Below are 20,592 nucleotides of genomic sequence, written 5' to 3'. Positions count from 1 at the left end.
TTTCGGGGATCCGTCAATGTGAAGGCGGGGGAGAAGGGCTATCGCCCCGCAGGAGGCGATAGCCATGCCAGGTTATGGCTGAGGATTATTCTGCAGCGTCAGCAGCAGTCCATCTCGGCGCATAGCGGCGGCTTCTTCCGGCTGATGCAGGCGGTCCAGGACATCCGCCAGCCAGGCGTAATCAAAGGCATCCGGACGCTGCTTAAGCGCGGCGCGGAAGGCGATGCTGGCCTCCTGCCATTCGCCGTGCCGCATCAGCGACTGGCCCAGGGTGCTCCACAGCAGCGGACGGTCGCCAACGGCTTTGATCTGCTGGCGCAGCACTTTCTCAAGCTGTTCCGGGTTATTGGTCTTCAGACGCGGGATCGGCATCACCAGACGGTCATCATACTGTTTCTTCAGACCATCAATGATAATTTGCTGCGCGGTATCGTGATCGTCGCTCTCGATGAGGCGCTCGGCCATCGCTACCTGCAGCGGCACCAGCGCCCGCGTTTTACGGCTCTGGTTGCGCCACCATTCGCGTAGTCCTTCGCTGCCGCCATCGGCCAGCGCTTTATCCATCAGGCCAACCCAGGCCAGCTGTTCCAGCGCCGCGCGGTGCGCTTCATCGCCGACGTTAGCTTTCGCCATCGACGGAATGATGTCCAGCAGCGACTGCCAGGCGCCGGTGCGGGTGTATGCCTGTTCGGCGAGGCGCAGCACTTCCGGATGACGCGGGGTAATTTCCAGCAGCTTATCGATGCCATGGCGCGCGGCGTGATTTTCATTACGCGCCAGCTGCAGGCGAACGCGAGTGATTTCCACCGGGATCAGGTCATCGCCCGCCAGCTCGGTGGCGCGCTCCAGATGCTGGTTGGCCCGCGCTTCATCGCCGCGCTGCTGGGCCGCTTCCGCCGCCAGCAGATAGTTCACCACCGGCTGTTCGGCGTGATCGGCATTTTTCGCCATCAGCTTCTCAACCTGCTGGTAATCACCTTCCGCCAGCTTAAGCAGCGCCTGCTCGGTTTGCTTACGCGCGCGACGGCGTTTACGGCCGACAAACCAGCCGCGCGTATGCGCCCCGGTGCGGAAAATGCGGCGCAGCAGCCATTCAATGGCGAACAGCACCACCATGGCGAGGATCAGGATGATCACCAGCCCGGTCACGCTGGTCTCGATATTGTAATTATCGGTCTGGATCAGGACGTAGCCCTGATGCCCGGCGATCATCGGGCCAAGCACGATCCCGGCGATCAACAGTGCGAAGAGTAAAAGAATTTTCAGCATGCGTTACTCTCCTTGCGGCGCAGCGGGGGCGGCCGGCGCAGCAGGTGCGGGCGAAGGCGCGCCGCCCGCGGTAATGGCAGGCTGCGCCATCAGGTTGCGCACTCGGGTCTGCATTAGTTTTTCCAGCAACGCCTGGCTCTGCAGCGTTTCCGGCACCGTCATGGTAATGCTTTGCTGACTGAGCTTATCCACCTCGTCGAGGAAGGCTTTGGTGGTGGCGTCATCGGTATCATAATAGGCGCGTACCCAGGTCGAGACGTTATCCAGCGACTGTTTCCAGGTCTCTTCCTGATGGCGCGGAACTGCCTGCGCGGCGACCAGCAGGCGAGAGCGAATATTTTCCCGCAGATAGATATCCTGATTCGGCGCCAGCAGCGGGACCGCCGTTTCATCGCGGCGGCGCACGGTGATAAAGCTGTCCATAAAGTTCTGCCAGCTTTTCTGCAGGTTGACGCGCCATTCGCTGATAGAGCTGGAAAGCTCATCGCTATCAGCGTCCATCGGCGAATCGTCATCGTTATTATCGGCCAGCCGCAGGTTATCGATTTGATTCGCCAGCTGATTAACCTTGAGGATCATGCCGTCATAGTCCACCTGGCTTACCGCGGAGAGGGTGGCGATGTCGTCGGTGATCGCCCGGCGGGCGCCGATGAGGCTTGGGTCGTTCATGTCGGCGAGGCTGGCGTCAGCGCTTTTCAGCAGCGCGGCGGCGGTGGTGACATCCTGATCGCTCCACAGCTTACGTCCCGCCAGCTTGACGAGGAAGTCGGCCTGGGCCAGCAGCCAGGTTTTGGCATCGCTACCGGAAATCACCGCCACTTTTTGCTGCAGCTCATCCAACTGTTTGGCCAGCGTCTCCTGCTGGTGTTTGGCTTCGTTTAGCTGGTCGGCCTGCTGTTTGATAACACCTTCCAGTTCACTTTTTTGATTTTCCTGCGCTTTTTGCAGCGCCGCGACCTGGCTTGCTAATTCAGAGGTAGTTGCGTTTTGCCGCGTGGCCTGTTGTTTGTTCAGGCCATACAGGCCGATGCCGGCGGCTATCGCAATGGCGATAGCGATCGCGCTGAGCGCCAGGCTGGTTTTATTGCCTGCCTTCTTCTTCTCAGTGTTCTCTGGCTGTGGTGTGGTCTCCACGGCCTCCCTGGTCTCTTCAACCACGGCGGATTGATTTTGTTGTTCCGTCATTATGGCTTCCAATGTTGAGAGTTATTGTAATGCGCGTAGCAGCGCATCGTTGTCGGCGCTATCGGCAACCTGAATCTCCTGCCAGCCCAGTTCACGGGCCTGAAGGGCCAGACGTTCGCTGACAACGACAACGCGGCAGTGCAGGAGCCACTGTTCGCGATACCATTGCGGTATTAACGACCATAGCTGCTGCAGCATCTCGCCGCTGGTGACCACCAGCGTGGTGACTCCGCGAGATTGCCAGCGCATCGCTTCTTCTGCGCCATCGTAATGTTTTGCACTACGTTGATAACATTCACAAAATGTGACCCTGGCGCCGCGCTCGGTCAGCGTCGCGCCTAAGAGTTCCCGCCCGCCATTGCCGCGTAGGATCAGCGCATTTTTCCCGGCAATGTTTTGTAATTCAGGTAATTGTAGCAAGACTTCGCTAATTTCCCGATCTAACGGGTAATGGATATGCTGCCCACTGACCGTATGCAGGGCCAGCGCCGTCGTGCGGCCAATGGCAAAATAGCGCGGAGAAGTGGGCCAGGGCAGGCCCTGCTGCTGCAGACGGGCATGGGCGAATTCCACCGCATGCTGGGATAGCGCAAATAGCAGATCGTCGGGCCCCAGTCGGGCAAGCGCATCGCCCAGCGCGGGAAGCTCCCTGCCAGGCGTAAATTCTATCAGCGGAAAGCTCCAGGCCACGCGTCCCATGGCCCGCAGACGGCTGACCAGCGCTTCTCCTTGCGGTAGTGGACGAGTGACCAGGATGCTCATCGCGGGGCTTCTCCATCATAAACCGCCGCGAGAATCTCGCGGGCGCCATTATCCAGAAGCTCTTCCGCCAGCGAGATGCCGAGGGCTTCCGCTTGTTCCGCTGGCCCGCGTCGTTCGCCGCGCACCAGCTGTGAACCATCCGGAGCGCCAACCAGCGCCCGCAGCCACAGTTCCCCGTCCTTCAGTTCCGCATAGCTGCCGATCGGCACCTGGCAGCCGCCTTCGAGGCGGGTGTTCATCGCCCGCTCGGCGCGCACGCGCACCGCCGTTTCCGTATGGTTGAGAGGCGCTAACAGCCCCCGGGTCCATGCATCATCAAGACGGCATTCGATGCCGACCGCGCCCTGGCCGACCGCCGGCAGAGATTGCTCAGGCGACAGCGGCTGGCGAATACGCGCTTCCAGCTGCAGGCGCTTCAGGCCGGCGGCGGCGAGGATGATGGCGTCGTACTCGCCGTTATCCAGCTTACTCAGCCGGGTACCGACGTTACCGCGCAGAGAGCGGATCGCCAGGTCCGGACGGGTGGCGGCCAGCTGGCACTGACGGCGTAAACTTGACGTGCCAACGACGCTGCCGGCCGGCAGTTCGTCAATCGAGGCATAGCGATTGGAGACAAACGCGTCGCGCGGATCGTCGCGCTCGCAGATAGTCACCAGCCCCAGGCCCTCCGGGAATTCCACCGGCACATCTTTCATCGAATGGACGGCGATATCGGCGCGCCCTTCGAGCATGGCGAGCTCTAACTCTTTCACAAATAAGCCTTTTCCCCCCACCTTTGCCAGCGGAGTATCAAGGATGATATCCCCGCGCGTGACCATCGGCACCAGCTCGACCTTCAGTCCGGGATGCGCTTGTTCCAGGCGCGCTTTAACATACTGCGCCTGCCATAGCGCAAGCGGGCTTTGCCGTGTGGCAATTTTCAAAACTTTGTCTAACATGCTTGTTACCGTCATTATCGACCACTATCCATCCTAACATTGTTGTCTTACGGATGTTAGTTTTCACGGTTTATGTGGGAGGTGGCTCCGGCCCACTCTTTTTTAACCTTTCATGCGCGTGGCGGTTGCCGGAGGCGTAGTGAGGAATTTACAGGTAATAAACGGTGCTACACTTGTATGTAGCGCATCTTTCTTTACGGTCAATGAGCAAGGTGTTAAATTGATCACGTTTTAAACCATTTGTCAGTCCGCTGCTCATCACAACCACACCGACGACGAATGGTGACGGTTTTTGTTGAAATACTGAAATCCTCCGTACTATTGTACCTCGGGTTTTTGAACATCAGGCGATATGTCTTGTACCTCTATATTGAGACACTGAAACAGAGACTGGATGCCATCAACCAATTGCGCGTGGATCGCGCGCTTGCTGCCATGGGACCCGCTTTCCAGCAGGTTTACAGTCTACTGCCAACGTTATTACATTATCATCACCCGCTGATGCCGGGTTACCTTGACGGTAACGTTCCCCGTGGCATTTGCCTCTACACGCCTGATGAAACCCAACGCCACTATCTTGAAGAACTGGAACTGCATCGCGGTATGCAGACTCAGGAGCCGCCGAAAGGCGAGCTGCCGATCACCGGCGTCTACTCGATGGGCAGTACTTCCTCCGTCGGCCAGAGCTGCTCTTCCGATCTTGATATCTGGGTATGTCACCAGGCCTGGCTGGATAGCGAAGAGCGCCAGCTGCTGCAGCGAAAATGCAGCCTGCTTGAGAGCTGGGCTGCCTCGCTCGGCGTGGAAGTCAGCTTCTTCCTGATCGACGAAAACCGTTTCCGTCATAACGAAAGCGGTAGCCTCGGCGGCGAAGACTGCGGTTCGACCCAGCATATCCTGTTGCTTGATGAGTTCTACCGCACCGCGGTGCGCCTCGCCGGCAAGCGTATTCTGTGGAATATGGTGCCGTGCGATGAAGAAGAGCATTACGATGATTACGTGATGGGGCTGTATGCCCAGGGCGTGCTGACGCCTAACGAATGGCTCGATCTCGGCGGCCTCAGTTCGCTGTCGGCGGAAGAGTACTTCGGCGCCAGCCTGTGGCAGCTGTATAAAAGTATCGACTCCCCCTATAAAGCGGTGCTGAAAACGCTGCTGCTGGAAGCCTACTCTTGGGAATACCCCAATAACCGCCTGTTAGCGAAAGATATCAAACAGCGTCTGCACGACGGGGAGATTGTCTCCTTCGGCCTCGACCCGTACTGCATGATGCTGGAGCGCGTGACCACCTATCTGCAGGCCATCGAAGATGAAACCCGCCTCGACCTGGTGCGCCGCTGCTTCTACCTGAAAGTTTGTGAAAAACTCAGCCGCGAACGCGCCTGCGTCGGCTGGCGTCGCGAAGTCGTCAGCCAGTTGGTGAATGCCTGGGGCTGGGACGAAAAGCGTCTGATGATGCTCGACAACCGCGCCAACTGGAAAATCGATGAAGTGCGCAAGGCGCACAACGAACTGCTCGACGCCATGATGCAGAGCTATCGTAATCTGATCCGCTTCGCGCGGCGCAATAACCTTAGCGTCTCCGCCAGCCCGCAGGATATTGGCGTGCTGACCCGTAAGCTGTATGCGGCCTTTGAAGCGCTGCCGGGGAAAGTGACGCTGGTAAACCCGCAAATTTCGCCGGATCTGTCGGAACCGAACCTGACCTTTATCCACGTGCCGCCGGGCCGCGCCAACCGTACCGGTTGGTATCTGTACAACCGCGCGCCGGACATGGAATCGATCATCAGCCATCAGCCGCTGGAATATAACCGTTATCTTAATAAGCTGGTGGCCTGGGCCTGGTTTAACGGCCTGCTGACCTCACGCACCCGCCTGTTTATTAAGGGCAACGGCATCGTCGATCTGGCGAAGCTGCAGGAGATGGTGGCTGACGTGTCGCACCACTTCCCGCTGCGCCTGCCGGCGCCGACGCCAAAGGCGCTGTACAGCCCGTGCGAAATCCGCCACCTGGCGATTATCGTCAACCTCGAATATGACCCAACCGCGGCCTTCCGCAACCAGGTGGTGCACTTCGATTTCCGTAAGCTGGATGTTTTCAGCTTCGGCGAAGAGCAAAAATGCCTGATCGGCAGCGTCGACCTGCTGTATCGCAACTCGTGGAACGAAGTGCGTACGCTGCACTTTAACGGCGAACAGGCGATGATCGAGGCGCTGAAAACGATCCTCGGCAAAATGCACCAGGACGCCGCGCCGCCGGACAGCGTGGAGGTGTTCTGCTATAGCCAGCACCTGCGCGGCCTGATCCGCACCCGCGTGCAGCAGATGATCTCCGAATGTATCGAACTGCGTCTCTCCAGTACCCGCCAGGATACCGGGCGCTTCAAAGCGCTGCGCGTCTCCGGCCAGACGTGGGGGCTGTTCTTCGAGCGGCTTAACGTTTCGGTGCAGAAGCTGGAAAACGCCATTGAGTTCTACGGCGCTATCTCGCACAACAAGCTGCACGGGCTGTCGGTGCAGGTGGAAACCAATCACGTTAAGCTGCCGGCGGTGGTGGATGGCTTCGCCAGCGAAGGGATTATTCAGTTCTTCTTTGAAGACGCGGATAACAACGACAGCGGCTTTAACATCTATATTCTTGATGAGAGCAACCGCGCCGAGGTCTATCATCACTGCGAGGGCAGTAAAGAGGAGCTGGTGCGCGACGTCAGCCGCTTCTATTCGTCATCGCACGATCGTTTCACCTACGGCTCCAGCTTCATCAACTTCAACCTGCCGCAGTTCTATCAGATTGTCGAAGTAGACGGGCGCACCCAGGTGATCCCTTTCCGCACCCAGGCGATTGCCGCCGCGATACCCACCAGCCAGGACGTTACCGCCTCGCCGGTGCTGCAGCAGCGCTACTCGTAGATTTGGCCCGGATAAGGCGCGATGCGCCGCTATCCGGGAAACACGTCATTAACGGAATTTCACCGTCTCACCGGCCTGCTGGCTCGCCGCCTGCTCCAGCAGATCCCAGAAGGTTTCGCCGCTGCGATCGCAGATCCACTCGTCGCCTTTGAGATCGAAGTGATAGCCGCCCTGTTTGGTGGCCAGCCACACCTGGTGCAGCGGCTCCTGACGGTTAATAATGATTTTGCTGCCGTTTTCAAAGCTGATGGTCAGCACGCCGCCGTTGATTTCGCAGTCGATGTCGCTATCGCCGTCCCAGTCGTCCAGACGTTCTTCGATGGTCATCCACAGGCTATCGGCCAGGCGATGGAATTCACTGTCGTTCATAATTTGATTCTGCTTTTTTGATTTTTGAAGATGGGTCGCAGTATAGCGCGAAACAAAAGCGCGCGCAGTCGGATGCTAAAGGCTTGCTTTTACGTCTTCTCCTGCGATGATAGAAAGCAGAAAGAATGAATCACGGGCAACTATCAATGAAAAACGTTTTTCCTACGCTTGCCGTTTTGTTTGCGATCTTCAGCCTGACCGGCTGTGGTCTGAAAGGGCCTCTCTATTTCCCACCGGCGGACAAAACCGCGCCGCCGCCGACCAAACCGGTTAACCCTGGCATTCAGAGCGCAACGCCGGATCGTAACGATCGTGGCGATACCGGTGGTCCGAGCCAGGTCAATTACTAACGATAACGTTCTGTTCCGCGCAACTGGAGTAGATGATGCAGTTCTCTAAAATGCATGGCCTTGGCAACGATTTTATGGTCGTTGACGCGGTAACGCAGAATGTTTTTTTCTCGCCGGAGCTGATTCGCCGCCTGGCGGATCGCCACCTTGGCGTCGGGTTCGATCAGCTATTGGTCGTCGAACCGCCCTACGATCCGGATCTGGATTTCCACTACCGGATCTTTAACGCCGACGGCAGCGAAGTGTCGCAGTGCGGCAACGGCGCGCGCTGTTTTGCCCGCTTCGTCCGGCTGAAAGGCCTGACCAATAAACGTGATATCCGCGTGAGTACGGCCAACGGGCGTATGGTATTAAGCGTAACGGAAGACGATCTGGTGCGGGTGAACATGGGCGAGCCCAACTTCGAGCCGTCCCAGGTGCCGTTCCGCGCCAACAAAGCGGAAAAGACCTATATCATGCGTGCCGCCGAGCAGACAGTATTGTGCGGCGTGGTGTCCATGGGAAATCCGCACTGCGTCATCCAGGTTGATGATGTGGATACGGCGGCGGTGGAAACTCTCGGCCCGGTGATGGAAAGCCATGAGCGTTTTCCGGAGCGCGCCAATATCGGCTTTATGCAGGTGGTCGGTCGGTCTCATATCCGTCTGCGCGTCTACGAACGCGGCGCGGGGGAAACCCAGGCCTGCGGCAGCGGCGCCTGCGCCGCGGTGGCGGTGGGGATCCAGCAGGGGCTGCTGGCGGAAACGGTACGCGTGGAATTACCCGGCGGTCGTCTTGATATCGCCTGGAAAGGCCCGGGCCAGCCGCTGTTTATGACCGGCCCGGCGGCCCATGTCTATGATGGATTTATTCATTTATGAAACCAATCGGGGAAGAACAGCAGGAGGTTGCCAGCGCGTTGAACGATCGCGCAGTGGTGGACTATCTGTTGCAACATCCTGAATTTTTTATTCGTAATGCCGCCCAGGTCGAACATCTCCGCGTCCCGCATCCGGTACGTGGTACGATTTCGCTGGTGGAGTGGCACATGATGCGGGCGCGTAACCATATTCATGTGCTGGAAGAGAATATGTCGCTGCTGATGGAGCAGGCGGTCGCTAATGAAAGCCTGTTCCAGCGCCTGCTGCAGCTGCAAACGCGGCTGGCGGCGGCGGAGAGCCTCGACGATATGCTCAACCGCCTTCACCGCTGGGCACGCGAGCTGGGGCTGGCGGACGCCACGGTGCGCCTGTTTCCTGACTGCTGGCGCCTCGGCGCGCCCTCGAAGTTTACCCATCTGGCATTAAACCGGCAGGCGTTTGAGCCGATCCGTATTCAACGTCTGGGCCAGGCGCGCCACTATCTTGGGCCGCTGAACGGCCCGGAGCTGCTGGTGGTGCTGCCGGAGGCGAAGGCCATTGGGTCTGTGGCGATATCGCTGCTGGGGGGCGATAATGCCCCGGGGGTGATGCTCTTCAGCAGCCGCGATGCGCAGCATTATCAGCCAGGGCAGGGGACGCAGCTGTTGCAGGAGATTGCCCAGATGCTGCCCGGCCTGCTGGAGCGCTGGATTGAACGCGCATGACCGATTCTCCTCTCTTCTCCGCCGTCGCCCGCTTTCTTCGCCATCTTGGCGTTGAACGCCAGCTCAGCCCGATCACGTTACTGAATTACCAGCGACAGCTGGACGCGCTGATCGCCCTGGCGGATGAGGCGGGCCTGAAAAGCTGGTCGCAGTGCGATGCCGCTCAGGTGCGAAGCTTTGCGGTGCGTAGTCGCCGCGCGGGGTTAGGCCCGGCAAGCCTGGCGCTTCGCCTGTCGGCGCTGCGCAGTTTCTTCGACTGGCTGGTCGGCCAGGGCGAGCTCAGCGCCAATCCGGCGAAGGGGATTGCCGCGCCGAAAATTCCCCGCCACCTGCCAAAAAATATTGACGTCGATGACGTCAATCGACTGCTGGATATCGATCTCAACGATCCGCTGGCGGTGCGCGATCGGGCGATGCTGGAGGTGATGTACGGCGCGGGATTGCGTTTGTCCGAACTGGTCAACCTGGATATCAAACACCTCGATCTCGAAAGCGGTGAGGTCTGGGTGATGGGCAAAGGCAGCAAAGAGCGCCGTTTACCGATCGGTCGCAACGCGGTGGCATGGATTGAGCACTGGCTGGATTTGCGCGGCCTGTTCGGTACCGACGACGACGCGCTGTTTTTGTCGAAACTGGGCAAACGTATTTCGGCGCGCAACGTACAGAAGCGATTCGCCGAGTGGGGCATTAAGCAGGGGCTGAACAGCCATGTGCACCCGCACAAGCTGCGCCACTCCTTTGCCACCCATATGCTGGAGTCGAGCGGCGATCTGCGCGGCGTGCAGGAGCTGCTGGGGCATGCTAACCTCTCCACCACCCAAATCTATACCCATCTTGATTTTCAACACCTTGCCTCGGTGTACGATGCCGCGCATCCGCGCGCTAAACGGGGGAAATAATGCGTTTTTACCGACCTCTGGGCCAGATTTCCGCGCTGACGTTTGATCTGGACGATACCCTTTACGATAACCGCCCGGTGATTGACCGGACGATGCACGAGTCGCTGGCCTTTGTGCGCAGCTACCATCCTTCGCTCAGCCAGTTCGACGCCCATGAGCTTAATCAGCTGCGTCAGACGCTGCTGGCTGCTGAACCTGAGATTTATCATGACGTGACCGTCTGGCGCCACCGTGCGCTGGAGTTAGGTATGCGTAATGCCGGGCTCTCCGCCGAAGCGGCGAAAGCGGGGGCCGATGCGGCGATGGAACACTTCGCCCACTGGCGCAGCCGCGTCGATGTCCCGCAGGAAACGCACGATACGCTGGCGAAGCTGGCGAAGAAGTGGCCGCTGGTGGCGATTACCAATGGCAACGCCCGCCCGGAACTGTTCGGTCTGAGCGACTATTTCCGCTTCGTGCTGCGCGCCGGGCCGGATGGCCGCTCCAAGCCGTTTGCCGACATGTACCACCTTGCGGCGGAGCGTCTGAATGTGCCGCTCGGGCAGATTCTGCACGTCGGCGATGATCTGACCACCGACGTGGCCGGCGCTATTCGCTGTGGGATGCAGGCCTGCTGGATCAAACCGCAAGGCGCGGACCTGATGCACACCGCGGACAGCCGCCTGCTGCCGCATATTGAAATTTCACGGTTGGCATCTCTGACCTCGCTGATATAATCACCAGTCACTCTGTATATATTAACAGGGGTTCGTGGAACCCCTTCTCTTCCGGCGGTGCCAATGGACGTTTCTTACCTGCTCGACAGCCTTAATGACAAACAGCGTGAAGCCGTAGCGGCCTCGCGCACCAATATGCTGGTTCTGGCAGGGGCGGGCAGTGGTAAGACGCGCGTTCTGGTGCACCGTATCGCCTGGCTGCTGAGCGTGGAGAACTGTTCCCCGTATTCCATTATGGCGGTGACCTTTACCAACAAAGCGGCGGCGGAGATGCGTCACCGTATCGGCCAGCTGATGGGCACCACCCAGGGCGGCATGTGGGTGGGCACCTTCCACGGCCTGGCGCACCGTTTGCTGCGCGCGCACCATCTGGATGCCAACCTGCCGCAGGACTTCCAAATCCTCGACAGCGAAGACCAGCTGCGTCTGCTGAAGCGTCTGATTAAGGCGATGAACCTCGATGAGAAACAGTGGCCGCCGCGCCAGGCAATGTGGTACATCAACAGCCAGAAAGATGAAGGACTGCGCCCGCATCATATTCAGAGCTACGGCAACCCGGTCGAGCAGACCTGGCAGAAGGTCTATCAGGCCTATCAGGAAGCCTGCGACCGCGCCGGGCTGGTGGACTTCGCCGAGCTGCTGCTGCGCGCCCACGAGCTGTGGCTGAACAAACCGCATATCCTGCAGCACTACCGCGAGCGCTTCACCAATATCCTCGTCGATGAATTCCAGGATACCAACAACATTCAGTACGCCTGGATCCGCCTGCTGGCGGGCGATACCGGCAAGGTGATGATCGTCGGCGATGACGATCAGTCTATCTATGGCTGGCGCGGCGCGCAGGTCGAGAACATTCAGCGCTTCCTTAACGACTTCCCCGGCGCGGAAACCATCCGCCTGGAGCAGAACTATCGCTCGACCAGCAATATTCTCAGCGCTGCCAACGCCCTGATTGAAAACAACAACGGTCGGCTGGGCAAAAAGCTGTGGACCGACGGCGCCGACGGCGAGCCGATTTCGCTGTACTGCGCCTTCAACGATCTCGACGAAGCGCGCTTTGTGGTGAACCGAATTAAAACCTGGCAGGAGAACGGCGGCGCGCTGGAGCAATGCGCCATTCTCTATCGCAGTAACGCCCAGTCGCGTGTGCTGGAAGAGGCCCTCCTGCAGGCCAGCATGCCGTACCGTATCTACGGCGGCATGCGCTTCTTCGAGCGTCAGGAAATCAAAGACGCGCTCTCTTACCTGCGCCTTATCGCCAACCGCAACGACGACGCGGCCTTTGAGCGCGTAGTCAATACGCCGACCCGCGGCATTGGCGACCGCACGCTGGACGTGGTGCGCCAGACGTCGCGCGATCGCCAGCTGACGCTGTGGCAGGCCAGTCGCGAGCTATTGAAAGAAAAAGCGCTGGCCGGTCGCGCCGCCAGCGCCCTGCAGCGCTTTATGGAGCTGATTGACGCGCTGGCGCAGGAGACCACCGATATGCCGCTGCACGTTCAGACCGATCGGGTGATTAAAGACTCCGGCCTGCGCGCGATGTACGAGCAGGAGAAAGGCGAGAAGGGCCAGACCCGTATTGAAAACTTAGAGGAGCTGGTGACGGCGACGCGCCAGTTCAGCTACAACGAAGAAGATGAAGATCTGATGCCGCTGCAGGCGTTCCTCTCCCACGCCGCGCTGGAAGCGGGCGAGGGGCAGGCGGACACCTGGCAGGACGCGGTTCAGCTGATGACCCTGCACTCGGCGAAAGGGCTGGAGTTCCCGCAGGTATTCATCGTCGGCGTCGAAGAAGGGATGTTCCCGAGCCAGATGGCCCTAGATGAAGGCGGCCGCCTGGAGGAGGAGCGTCGCCTGGCCTACGTCGGCGTAACGCGCGCCATGCAGAAGCTGACGCTGACCTATGCGGAAACCCGCCGTCTGTACGGGAAAGAGGTTTATCACCGCCCGTCGCGCTTTATCGGCGAGCTGCCGCAGGAGTGCGTAGAAGAAGTGCGTCTGCGAGCCACGGTGAGCCGCCCGGTAAACCATCAGCGACTGGGCGCGCCAATTGCCGAGAGCGATACCGGCTACAAGTTAGGCCAGCGCGTACGGCATCCGAAGTTTGGCGAAGGCACTATTGTCAACCTCGAAGGCAGCGGCGAGCACAGCCGACTGCAGGTGGCTTTTCAGGGCCAGGGAATCAAATGGCTGGTGGCGGCTTACGCCCGGCTGGAGGCAGTGTAACTTTAAGAAAAATATCATTATTTTGTAATATTCTGCTACCTTTATACGTTAAGGCGCCTGATTTGCGCTTTCGCGTTCCGTTGCGTGTTGACGCCGATTTTGCGCTGGCGTAACATGCGCGCACGATTACGCTAAGAGGACATTCGCCTTGGACACACCCAGTAGATGCTGGCTCAACTTCCTGTCATTCAGGAACAACTCCTAAGGCTATCCTCTTATGCTGATAGCCTTAGCGGTTGTCAGCGACCTGCCCCATTCCCGTCGCGCTGAGTCAGGCTTAATGGTCTGAAACCCAATTTGTTTCTGTGTGCCCACCGAACTGTCCGATAATTTTTTTGCATTGGGAGTCCCGGTCATGCTGAGCGCATTTCAACTGGAAAACAATCGTTTAACGCGCCTGGAAGCCGATGAGATCAAACACCTCGCCAGCTCGGTGTGGGTCGATCTGGTCGAGCCTGACGACGATGAGCGAAGCCGCGTGCAGACGGAACTGGGTCAAAACCTGGCGACGCGCCCGGAACTGGAAGATATCGAAGCCTCCGCGCGTTTCTTTGAAGATGAAGACGGGTTACACATCCACTCGTTCTTCTTTTTTGAAGATGCCGACGATCACGCCGGCAACTCTACCGTGGCGTTTACCATCCGCGAAGGCCGCCTGTTCACGCTGCGCGAGCGCGAACTACCCGCTTTCCGCCTCTACCGTATGCGCGTGCGTAACCAGACGCTGGTCGACGGCAACGCCTACGAACTGCTGCTCGACCTGTTCGAGACCAAAATCGAGCAGCTGGCGGATGAAATTGAAAACATCTACAGCGACCTGGAAAAGCTGAGCCGCGTCATTATGGAAGGCCATCAGGGCGACGAGTACGACGAAGCGCTGTCGACGCTGGCGGAACTGGAAGATATCGGCTGGAAGGTGCGACTCTGTCTGATGGATACCCAGCGCGCGCTGAACTTCCTCGTGCGCAAGGCGCGCCTGCCGGCGGGCCAGCTGGAGCAGGCGCGGGAGATCCTGCGCGATATCGAATCTCTGCTGCCGCACAACGAATCGCTGTTCCAGAAGGTGAACTTCCTGATGCAGGCGGCGATGGGTTTTATCAATATCGAGCAGAACCGCATTATCAAGATCTTCTCGGTGGTCTCGGTGGTATTCCTGCCGCCAACTCTGGTGGCCTCCAGCTACGGGATGAACTTTGAATTTATGCCGGAACTACACTGGAGCTTTGGTTATCCGGGAGCCATCGTGTTTATGATGCTGGCCGGCCTGGCGCCATATCTCTACTTCAAGCGTAAAAACTGGCTGTAAAAAAAGGGAGCGTCGGCTCCCTTCTTTACTGGTTGATGCAGGCTTAGCCTCTGCGCAACCGGCGCTGGGTATACAGCGCATCGACGATAAACACCGCCAGCGCGACCCAGATAAAGCCAAAGGTCACCATTTTATCCTTGCCCGGCACTTCGCCGTAGAACGTCACCGCCAGCAGGAACATCAGCGTTGGGCCGATGTACTGGAAAAAGCCCAGCGTGGAGAGCCGCAGACGCGTTGCCGCCCCGGTAAAGCACAGCAAAGGGATGGTGGTCACCACGCCCGCGGCCATCAGCAGCAGATTGAGCGACCAGGGGTTCTCGCCCATATGGCTGGTCGGGCTGTCGGTGATGCCGAACAACCAGATTGCCGCCACCGGCAGCAGCCACAGCGTTTCCACCAGCATGCCGGTTTGCGCATCGACAGCAATTTTCTTTCGCACCAGGCCGTAAAAGGCAAAACTGAAAGCCAGCCCAAGACCGATTATCGGCAGCGAACCAAAGGTCCACAGCTGGACCAGCACGCCGCAAAAGGCGAGGAGCACCGCCAGCCACTGCAGACGACGGAAGCGTTCGCCGAGGAAAATCATCCCCAACAAAATATTCACCAGCGGGTTGATAAAGTAGCCGAGGCTGGCTTCCAGCATATGGTGGTTATTCACCGCCCAGATGAACAACAGCCAGTTACCGCCGACCAGCACTGCCGAGAGCGCCAGCAGGAAGATCTTGCGCGGCGTTTTCAGCAGCTTTTTCACCTGTGGCCACTGGCGGCTGACGCTGATGAGCGCCACCATGAAGAAGAAAGACCAGATCACGCGATGGGTCAAAATTTCATCGGCGGGAACATAGTAGATAAGTTTGAAGTACGCTGGCGCGATACCCCAGATAAAGTAGGCGGCGAGGGCCAGAATGATCCCCAACCGCGTCTGTTTCGCATCCATCGGTAAAATCCATTGCCAAAGAGAGTGATGTTACTCGATTTTGGCCAATCAACCCACCATATAGGTGGCCGTTGCGCTGGCAATATAGACCTGAGCTTCGTTATGCAGTTCCACGCGGGCAACTGCCACTTTATTGCCGGCGCGCAGCAGGGTGCTGGTGGCGGTAAAACGTTCGCCGCGGCCCGGACGCAGGTAGTCCACGCGCAGGTCGATGGTTCCCATACGGGAAAGCCGCTGGCGCAATTCTTCTTCGTTGATGGTGTCATGGCGGGTAAGGGTACTGCCGACGCAAACCAGGCCAGCGGCAACGTCCAGCGCGGAGGCGATCACCCCGCCATGCAGAATGCTTTGCGCCCAGTTGCCGACCATCATCGGCTGATTATTAAAGCTAAGCTGGGCAAACGCTTTTTCGTAGCGTTCCAGTTCGAGACCGAGGGCGCGGTTAAACGGCATGTGATAGACGAAAATCTCCCCTACCAGTTTCAGGGCTGCTTCGGCAGTAAGTTCAGACATAACACCGGTTCCATTCGTTAATAAAATGTTGATTTTATGCTTCTAAAATATTGATTTCCACTTTCGGAGCGGATTAGGGGGCAGGTGATTAATAAACAGGTAGAATGGCTTCAGGTTAAACAAAAATAAAAACTATTTTTCAGGAGACCAGCATGCGTATCTCTTTGGCCTGCCTGGTGGCGCTGTGCGCGCTACCGGCCGGTGTTATGGCGCAGGACGCGTCGGTACACGACAAACCGGCAGTGCGCGGCAGCATTATCGCCAACCTGCTCCAGGACCATGATAATCCTTTCCTGCTCTACCCTTATGAGAGCAACTATCTGCTCTATACGTGGACCAGCGACCTCAATAAAGAGGCGATCCGCAGTTATGACTGGGCCGAAAATGCCCGTAAAGATGAAGTGAAGTTTCAGCTAAGCCTGGCGTTCCCGCTGTGGCGCGGTATCCTGGGCGATAATTCGCTGCTGGGCGCGTCCTATACCCAGAAATCCTGGTGGCAGCTCTCTAACAGCAAAGAGTCGGCGCCGTTTCGCGAAACCAATTATGAACCCCAGCTGTTTTTGGGCTTTGCGACCGACTACCAGTTTGCCGGCTGGACGCTGCGCGATATCGAGATGGGGTATAACCACGACTCGAATGGGCGTTCCGACCCCACCTCGCGCAGCTGGAATCGGCTTTATGCCCGCCTGATGGCGCAAAACGGTAACTGGCTGGTGGAAGTGAAGCCCTGGTATGTGGTGGGCAACACCGATGATAACCCGGATATCACCAAATATATGGGCTATTACCGGCTGAAGGTGGGCTACCAGCTGGGAGAGGCGATCCTCAGCGCGCAGGGGCAATACAACTGGAACACCGGCTACGGCGGGGCGGAACTTGGCGTGAGCTATCCCATTACCAAACATGTTCGCGCCTATACGCAGATCTACAGCGGCTATGGCGAGTCGCTTATCGACTATAACTTTAACCAAACGCGCGTCGGCGTCGGGCTAATGCTCAACGATCTGTTTTAATCGTTGCACTCTGGCTCGCAGGCGCTGAAAATAGCGCCTGTTTTCTTTTCAGGCAAATGGGGTCAACGTGGCACAGGCGGAAGTATTAAATCAGGAATCGCTGGCTAAGCAGGTTTTACAAGAGACCTTCGGCTACCAGCAGTTCCGTCCTGGCCAGGAAACGATTATCGAGACGGCGCTCGAAGGCCGGGACTGCCTGGTGGTCATGCCGACCGGTGGCGGCAAGTCGCTGTGCTATCAGGTGCCGGCGCTGGTCATGGGCGGTCTGACGGTCGTGGTCTCACCGCTGATCTCGCTGATGAAGGACCAGGTCGATCAGCTGCTGGCCAACGGCGTGGCGGCGGCTTGTCTGAACTCGACGCAAAGCCGTGAGCAGCAGCAGGAGGTGATGGCCGGCTGCCGCAGCGGGCAGGTTCGTCTGCTGTATATCGCGCCGGAACGGCTGATGCTGGATAACTTTCTTGAGCATCTGGCGAACTGGAACCTGGCGATGCTGGCGGTAGACGAGGCGCACTGTATCTCGCAGTGGGGCCATGACTTCCGTCCGGAATATGCCGCGCTGGGCCAGCTGCGTCAGCGGATGCCGCAGATCCCGTTTATGGCGTTGACCGCCACCGCCGATGATACCACCCGCCGCGATATCGTCCGCCTGCTGGGGCTTAACGATCCGCTGATTCAGGTCAGCAGCTTCGACCGGCCAAACATCCGCTATATGCTGATGGAGAAATTCAAGCCGCTCGATCAGCTGATGCGCTACGTTCAGGAGCAGCGCGGCAAATCGGGCATTATCTACTGCAACAGCCGTTCGAAAGTGGAAGACACCGCCGCCAGGCTGCAAAGCCGCGGTATTAGCGCGGCGGCTTACCATGCCGGTCTGGAAAACGACGTGCGCGCCGAGGTGCAGGAGAAATTCCAGCGCGACGATCTGCAGATCGTGGTGGCGACGGTGGCCTTCGGGATGGGCATTAACAAGCCGAACGTCCGCTTTGTGGTGCATTTTGATATTCCGCGCAATATTGAATCCTACTATCAGGAGACCGGCCGCGCCGGGCGTGATGGCCTGCCGGCGGAAGCGATGCTGTTTTACGATCCGGCGGATATGGCGTGGCTGCGCCGCTGTCTGGAAGAAAAACCCGCCGGGCCGCTACAGGATATCGAACGGCATAAGCTGAATGCGATGGGGGCGTTTGCCGAAGCGCAGACCTGTCGCCGTCTGGTGCTGCTGAACTATTTTGGCGAAGGGCGTCAGGAGCCGTGCGGCAACTGCGATATCTGTCTTGACCCGCCAAAGCAGTACGATGGCTTAATGGACGCCCGCAAGGCGCTTTCAACGATTTACCGGGTCAATCAACGCTTCGGAATGGGTTACGTGGTGGAGGTCCTGCGCGGGGCCAACAACCAGCGCATCCGAGAGATGGGCCACGATAAGCTGCCGGTTTACGGTATCGGCCGGGAGCAAAGTCACGAGCACTGGGTGAGCGTGATCCGCCAGCTGATCCACCTTGGGCTGGTGACGCAGAATATCGCCCAGCACTCCGCGCTGCAGCTGACCGAAGCCGCGCGACCGGTGCTGCGTGGCGAAGTGCCGCTGCAGCTCGCCGTGCCGCGTATCGTGGCGCTGAAGCCAAAGGCGATGCAGAAATCCTTTGGCGGCAATTACGACCGTAAACTGTTCGCCAAGCTGCGCAAATTACGTAAAGCGATCGCCGACGAAGAGAACATCCCGCCATATGTGGTCTTTAACGACGCGACGCTTATCGAGATGGCCGAACAATCGCCGCTGACCGCCGGCGAAATGCTCAGCGTCAACGGCGTGGGGACACGCAAGCTCGAGCGTTTCGGGAAGCCGTTTATGGCGCTGATCCGGGCGCATGTTGATGGCGACGATGAGTAGTCAGCTGGCTGAAAAAGTGCCAGAATAGTTTCTCTCTTCATTATTTTCCTGCGAGTTAACTATGCTGATGCTTTTCCTCACCGTGGCGCTGGTGCATATCATTGCGCTGATGAGCCCGGGGCCGGACTTTTTCTTTGTCTCACAAACGGCCATCAGCCGCTCGCGAAGAGAGGCGATGATGGGTGTGCTGGGGATCACCTGCGGCGTCATGGTCTGGGCGGGAGTGGCGCTGCTCGGCCTGAACCTGATCCTCGCCCGTATGGCGTGGCTGCATAACATTATAATGGTCGGCGGGGGCCTGTATCTATGCTGGATGGGCTACCAGATGCTGCGTGGCGCGCTGAAAAAAGAGAAGGTGGCCTCGGCGGAGCCGCAGGTGGAGCTGGCCCGCAGCGGACGCAGCTTCGTGAAGGGATTGCTGACCAATCTGGCGAATCCGAAAGCGATTATCTACTTCGGCTCGGTGTTTTCGCTGTTCGTGGGTGACAGCGTCGGCGCCGGCGCGCGCTGGGGCATTTTCCTGCTGATTATCGTTGAGACGCTGGCCTGGTTTATGGTGGTTGCCAGCCTGTTCGCCCTGCCGGGGATGCGCCGCGGCTATCAGCGGATGGCGAAGTGGATCGACGGTATCGCCGGTACGCTGTTTGCGGGCTTCGGCATCCACCTGATTATCTCGCGTTAACCGGCATGCTGTTTCCCACCCGGTTGTTTCCGGGTGGGAAAGTATCAGTGGCGAAGCCGCTGCAGCTCGTCTTCAGACAGACCGGTCATTTCCATAATCGCCTGGTCATCAATACCGCGATTGCGCATCGCTTCGGCAACCTGCACCAGAGCCTGGTGTTTACCTTCTTTTATGCCCTGCTGTACGCCTTTCTCCATACCTTCTGCAAGCCATGTTTCCGCCAGCGTCATCAGTAATCCTCCATGCTGCGGCACGCGCTGTGCCAGCCCGTACAAGAGTGTCCGAGTATCTTCGGCATCCCCTGCCTGAGCCATATAGTTTACCAATACGGTGATTTGTTGTCCGCTCATCTGCTCCAGCATTAAGAGGTGGGTCAACTTATCCAGCAATTGCGCCATATCGCGCTGGCGGATGTGCTTTTGCACCAGCGTCAGGGCTGCCATGCTGCGGTGCTGCATGATGTCGTCGTCGGGGATCACCGTGATATCGACCAGCGGAAACGACCCGCTATAGAGCTGGCTGGCGGTCTCAGGATCGGCAAAATTATCCAGCCAGCGCATCGACCAGGGATAGGGGCTGCGTCGTCCCTGATAGAAGAGAATAGGGATAACCAGAGGCAGCGTTTTATGGCCGCTCTCCAGGTGCCGCTGCATGGCGGCGATGGCATAGCGCATTAAGCGAAAGGCCATCAGCTTATCGGGTGCGCTCTGGTGCTCGATCAGAACATGGACATAGCCCGCACCGCGGGTGGTTTCCAGCGAATAAAGGATATCGCTGTAGTAAGGCCTGAGATCGTCTTCAAGAAAGCTGCCGGATTCCAGACGCAGGGTGTCCAGTTTGCAGATCTGTGTTAACGACGGAGGCAGGTGGAGCTCGATAAAATCGCGCGCCGTCTCTACCCGTGAGAGAAAAGTTTTAAATACCGCATCATGAGGGGTCGCCGTTTCCGCCATTGCCGTTCATCCATGAATCACGTATCTGGCGGCATCCTGGCACGGCGGGTTCAGCGCCGACAGCGGGCAAAAAAATTAATTACCCACTTTGCGCGCCGGCTCGCGC

20 protein-coding genes are annotated in these 20,592 nt (G+C 58.5%); 12 read left to right on the top strand and 8 right to left on the bottom strand.

Going from position 1 to position 20,592, the window contains the following annotated elements; all coding sequences use genetic code 11:
• Positions 1–72: 72 nt before the first annotated feature.
• From hemY to hemC, 4 genes are read right to left on the bottom strand one after another with little or no spacing between them, the layout of a single operon-like run.
• The gene (gene hemY / locus KHQ26_RS07985) at positions 73–1,269 is read right to left on the bottom strand and encodes a protoheme IX biogenesis protein HemY (RefSeq protein ID WP_004152054.1); all 1,197 of its coding nucleotides are present in this window, start codon (positions 1,267–1,269) and stop codon (positions 73–75) included.
• Between the two features lie 3 nt (positions 1,270–1,272).
• Positions 1,273–2,454, bottom strand: coding sequence for a uroporphyrinogen-III C-methyltransferase (hemX, locus tag KHQ26_RS07980; protein ID WP_020804034.1), 1,182 nt, complete (start codon positions 2,452–2,454; stop codon positions 1,273–1,275).
• A gap of 21 nt (positions 2,455–2,475) precedes the next feature.
• Positions 2,476–3,216 (bottom strand): uroporphyrinogen-III synthase, encoded by a 741-nt coding sequence (gene hemD, locus KHQ26_RS07975; RefSeq protein WP_002883380.1) that lies wholly within the window; start codon positions 3,214–3,216, stop codon positions 2,476–2,478.
• Entirely contained in the window at positions 3,213–4,154 is a 942-nt protein-coding gene (gene hemC / locus KHQ26_RS07970; RefSeq protein ID WP_004212684.1) for a hydroxymethylbilane synthase, read from the bottom strand. Before hemC ends, hemD begins: the two co-directional genes overlap by 4 nt.
• A 357-nt stretch (positions 4,155–4,511) precedes the next feature.
• Here hemC and cyaA point away from each other — a divergent pair, with 357 nt between their 5' ends.
• Positions 4,512–7,064 carry a class I adenylate cyclase gene (gene cyaA, locus KHQ26_RS07965; RefSeq protein ID WP_002883383.1) on the top strand — a complete coding sequence of 851 codons (2,553 nt, stop codon included), beginning with the start codon at positions 4,512–4,514 and terminating at the stop codon, positions 7,062–7,064.
• A gap of 48 nt (positions 7,065–7,112) precedes the next feature.
• Here the strand turns inward: cyaA and cyaY are convergent, their stop codons facing one another.
• Positions 7,113–7,433, bottom strand: coding sequence for an iron donor protein CyaY (gene cyaY, locus KHQ26_RS07960; RefSeq protein ID WP_002883389.1), 321 nt, complete (start codon positions 7,431–7,433; stop codon positions 7,113–7,115).
• A gap of 146 nt (positions 7,434–7,579) precedes the next feature.
• Here cyaY and lptM point away from each other — a divergent pair, with 146 nt between their 5' ends.
• From lptM to corA, 8 genes are all read left to right on the top strand, one after another.
• Entirely contained in the window at positions 7,580–7,783 is a 204-nt protein-coding gene (lptM, locus tag KHQ26_RS07955) for an LPS translocon maturation chaperone LptM (RefSeq protein WP_002883392.1), read from the top strand.
• A gap of 35 nt (positions 7,784–7,818) precedes the next feature.
• Complete coding sequence (gene dapF, locus KHQ26_RS07950) at positions 7,819–8,643, top strand: diaminopimelate epimerase (protein WP_002883394.1); 825 nt, start codon at positions 7,819–7,821, stop codon at positions 8,641–8,643.
• Positions 8,640–9,347 carry a DUF484 domain-containing protein gene (locus tag KHQ26_RS07945; protein ID WP_020804033.1) on the top strand — a complete coding sequence of 236 codons (708 nt, stop codon included), beginning with the start codon at positions 8,640–8,642 and terminating at the stop codon, positions 9,345–9,347. The genes dapF and KHQ26_RS07945 overlap by 4 nt, the downstream gene beginning before the upstream one ends.
• Complete coding sequence (xerC, locus tag KHQ26_RS07940; RefSeq protein WP_002883396.1) at positions 9,344–10,246, top strand: tyrosine recombinase XerC; 903 nt, start codon at positions 9,344–9,346, stop codon at positions 10,244–10,246. The genes KHQ26_RS07945 and xerC overlap by 4 nt, the downstream gene beginning before the upstream one ends.
• Complete coding sequence (yigB, locus tag KHQ26_RS07935; protein ID WP_002883397.1) at positions 10,246–10,962, top strand: 5-amino-6-(5-phospho-D-ribitylamino)uracil phosphatase YigB; 717 nt, start codon at positions 10,246–10,248, stop codon at positions 10,960–10,962. Before xerC ends, yigB begins: the two co-directional genes overlap by 1 nt.
• A 63-nt stretch (positions 10,963–11,025) precedes the next feature.
• Positions 11,026–13,188, top strand: a complete 2,163-nt coding sequence (uvrD, locus tag KHQ26_RS07930) for a DNA helicase II (RefSeq protein WP_002883398.1) — start codon at positions 11,026–11,028, stop codon at positions 13,186–13,188.
• A gap of 148 nt (positions 13,189–13,336) precedes the next feature.
• Complete coding sequence (gene ysgD / locus KHQ26_RS26285) at positions 13,337–13,393, top strand: YsgD/CorL family protein (protein WP_349815745.1); 57 nt, start codon at positions 13,337–13,339, stop codon at positions 13,391–13,393.
• A gap of 150 nt (positions 13,394–13,543) precedes the next feature.
• Positions 13,544–14,494: a magnesium/cobalt transporter CorA gene (gene corA, locus KHQ26_RS07925; RefSeq protein ID WP_002883400.1), complete on the top strand. Its 951-nt coding sequence runs from the start codon at positions 13,544–13,546 to the stop codon at positions 14,492–14,494.
• A gap of 43 nt (positions 14,495–14,537) precedes the next feature.
• On the opposite strand, the gene rarD is transcribed toward corA, so the two are convergent.
• Together rarD and yigI are read right to left on the bottom strand one after the other, a co-directional pair.
• Complete coding sequence (rarD, locus tag KHQ26_RS07920) at positions 14,538–15,431, bottom strand: EamA family transporter RarD (RefSeq protein ID WP_004187777.1); 894 nt, start codon at positions 15,429–15,431, stop codon at positions 14,538–14,540.
• 48 nt (positions 15,432–15,479) lie between these two features.
• The gene (gene yigI, locus KHQ26_RS07915) at positions 15,480–15,944 is read right to left on the bottom strand and encodes an acyl-CoA thioesterase YigI (protein WP_002883404.1); all 465 of its coding nucleotides are present in this window, start codon (positions 15,942–15,944) and stop codon (positions 15,480–15,482) included.
• A 152-nt stretch (positions 15,945–16,096) separates the two neighbouring features.
• Between yigI and pldA the strand changes: the two genes are divergently transcribed.
• From pldA to rhtC, 3 genes are all read left to right on the top strand, one after another.
• Positions 16,097–16,957: a phospholipase A gene (gene pldA, locus KHQ26_RS07910; protein WP_002883408.1), complete on the top strand. Its 861-nt coding sequence runs from the start codon at positions 16,097–16,099 to the stop codon at positions 16,955–16,957.
• A 67-nt stretch (positions 16,958–17,024) separates the two neighbouring features.
• On the top strand, positions 17,025–18,851 hold the full coding sequence (gene recQ / locus KHQ26_RS07905; protein ID WP_004213315.1) for an ATP-dependent DNA helicase RecQ: 1,827 nt from the start codon (positions 17,025–17,027) through the stop codon (positions 18,849–18,851).
• A 61-nt stretch (positions 18,852–18,912) separates the two neighbouring features.
• A complete protein-coding gene (gene rhtC / locus KHQ26_RS07900; protein ID WP_004152056.1) occupies positions 18,913–19,533 on the top strand; it encodes a threonine export protein RhtC in 621 nt (206 codons plus the stop codon).
• Between the two features lie 44 nt (positions 19,534–19,577).
• Here the strand turns inward: rhtC and KHQ26_RS07895 are convergent, their stop codons facing one another.
• On the bottom strand, positions 19,578–20,486 hold the full coding sequence (locus tag KHQ26_RS07895; RefSeq protein ID WP_020804042.1) for an Rpn family recombination-promoting nuclease/putative transposase: 909 nt from the start codon (positions 20,484–20,486) through the stop codon (positions 19,578–19,580).
• Positions 20,487–20,592: the final 106 nt, after the last annotated feature.

This window comes from Klebsiella sp. 10 (assembly GCF_018223925.1).
GTDB classification, from domain to species: domain Bacteria; phylum Pseudomonadota; class Gammaproteobacteria; order Enterobacterales; family Enterobacteriaceae; genus Klebsiella; species Klebsiella pneumoniae.
Note: the sequence above shows the minus strand (reverse complement) of the source record. Positions and strands in the feature narration are given on the sequence as shown.

What these genes read in the sequence shown, in the direction of transcription:
- hemX (WP_020804034.1), bottom strand. Translation starts at nt 2,454, where the DNA reads ATGACGGAACAACAAAATCAATCCGCCGTGGTTGAAGAGACCAGGGAG.
- KHQ26_RS07895 (WP_020804042.1), bottom strand. Translation starts at nt 20,486, where the DNA reads ATGGCGGAAACGGCGACCCCTCATGATGCGGTATTTAAAACTTTTCTC.
- KHQ26_RS07945 (WP_020804033.1), top strand. Translation starts at nt 8,640, where the DNA reads ATGAAACCAATCGGGGAAGAACAGCAGGAGGTTGCCAGCGCGTTGAAC.
- hemC (WP_004212684.1), bottom strand. Translation starts at nt 4,154, where the DNA reads ATGTTAGACAAAGTTTTGAAAATTGCCACACGGCAAAGCCCGCTTGCG.
- rarD (WP_004187777.1), bottom strand. Translation starts at nt 15,431, where the DNA reads ATGGATGCGAAACAGACGCGGTTGGGGATCATTCTGGCCCTCGCCGCC.
- yigI (WP_002883404.1), bottom strand. Translation starts at nt 15,944, where the DNA reads ATGTCTGAACTTACTGCCGAAGCAGCCCTGAAACTGGTAGGGGAGATT.
- pldA (WP_002883408.1), top strand. Translation starts at nt 16,097, where the DNA reads ATGCGTATCTCTTTGGCCTGCCTGGTGGCGCTGTGCGCGCTACCGGCC.
- lptM (WP_002883392.1), top strand. Translation starts at nt 7,580, where the DNA reads ATGAAAAACGTTTTTCCTACGCTTGCCGTTTTGTTTGCGATCTTCAGC.
- rhtC (WP_004152056.1), top strand. Translation starts at nt 18,913, where the DNA reads ATGCTGATGCTTTTCCTCACCGTGGCGCTGGTGCATATCATTGCGCTG.
- uvrD (WP_002883398.1), top strand. Translation starts at nt 11,026, where the DNA reads ATGGACGTTTCTTACCTGCTCGACAGCCTTAATGACAAACAGCGTGAA.
- hemD (WP_002883380.1), bottom strand. Translation starts at nt 3,216, where the DNA reads ATGAGCATCCTGGTCACTCGTCCACTACCGCAAGGAGAAGCGCTGGTC.
- dapF (WP_002883394.1), top strand. Translation starts at nt 7,819, where the DNA reads ATGCAGTTCTCTAAAATGCATGGCCTTGGCAACGATTTTATGGTCGTT.
- xerC (WP_002883396.1), top strand. Translation starts at nt 9,344, where the DNA reads ATGACCGATTCTCCTCTCTTCTCCGCCGTCGCCCGCTTTCTTCGCCAT.
- corA (WP_002883400.1), top strand. Translation starts at nt 13,544, where the DNA reads ATGCTGAGCGCATTTCAACTGGAAAACAATCGTTTAACGCGCCTGGAA.
- hemY (WP_004152054.1), bottom strand. Translation starts at nt 1,269, where the DNA reads ATGCTGAAAATTCTTTTACTCTTCGCACTGTTGATCGCCGGGATCGTG.
- yigB (WP_002883397.1), top strand. Translation starts at nt 10,246, where the DNA reads ATGCGTTTTTACCGACCTCTGGGCCAGATTTCCGCGCTGACGTTTGAT.
- cyaY (WP_002883389.1), bottom strand. Translation starts at nt 7,433, where the DNA reads ATGAACGACAGTGAATTCCATCGCCTGGCCGATAGCCTGTGGATGACC.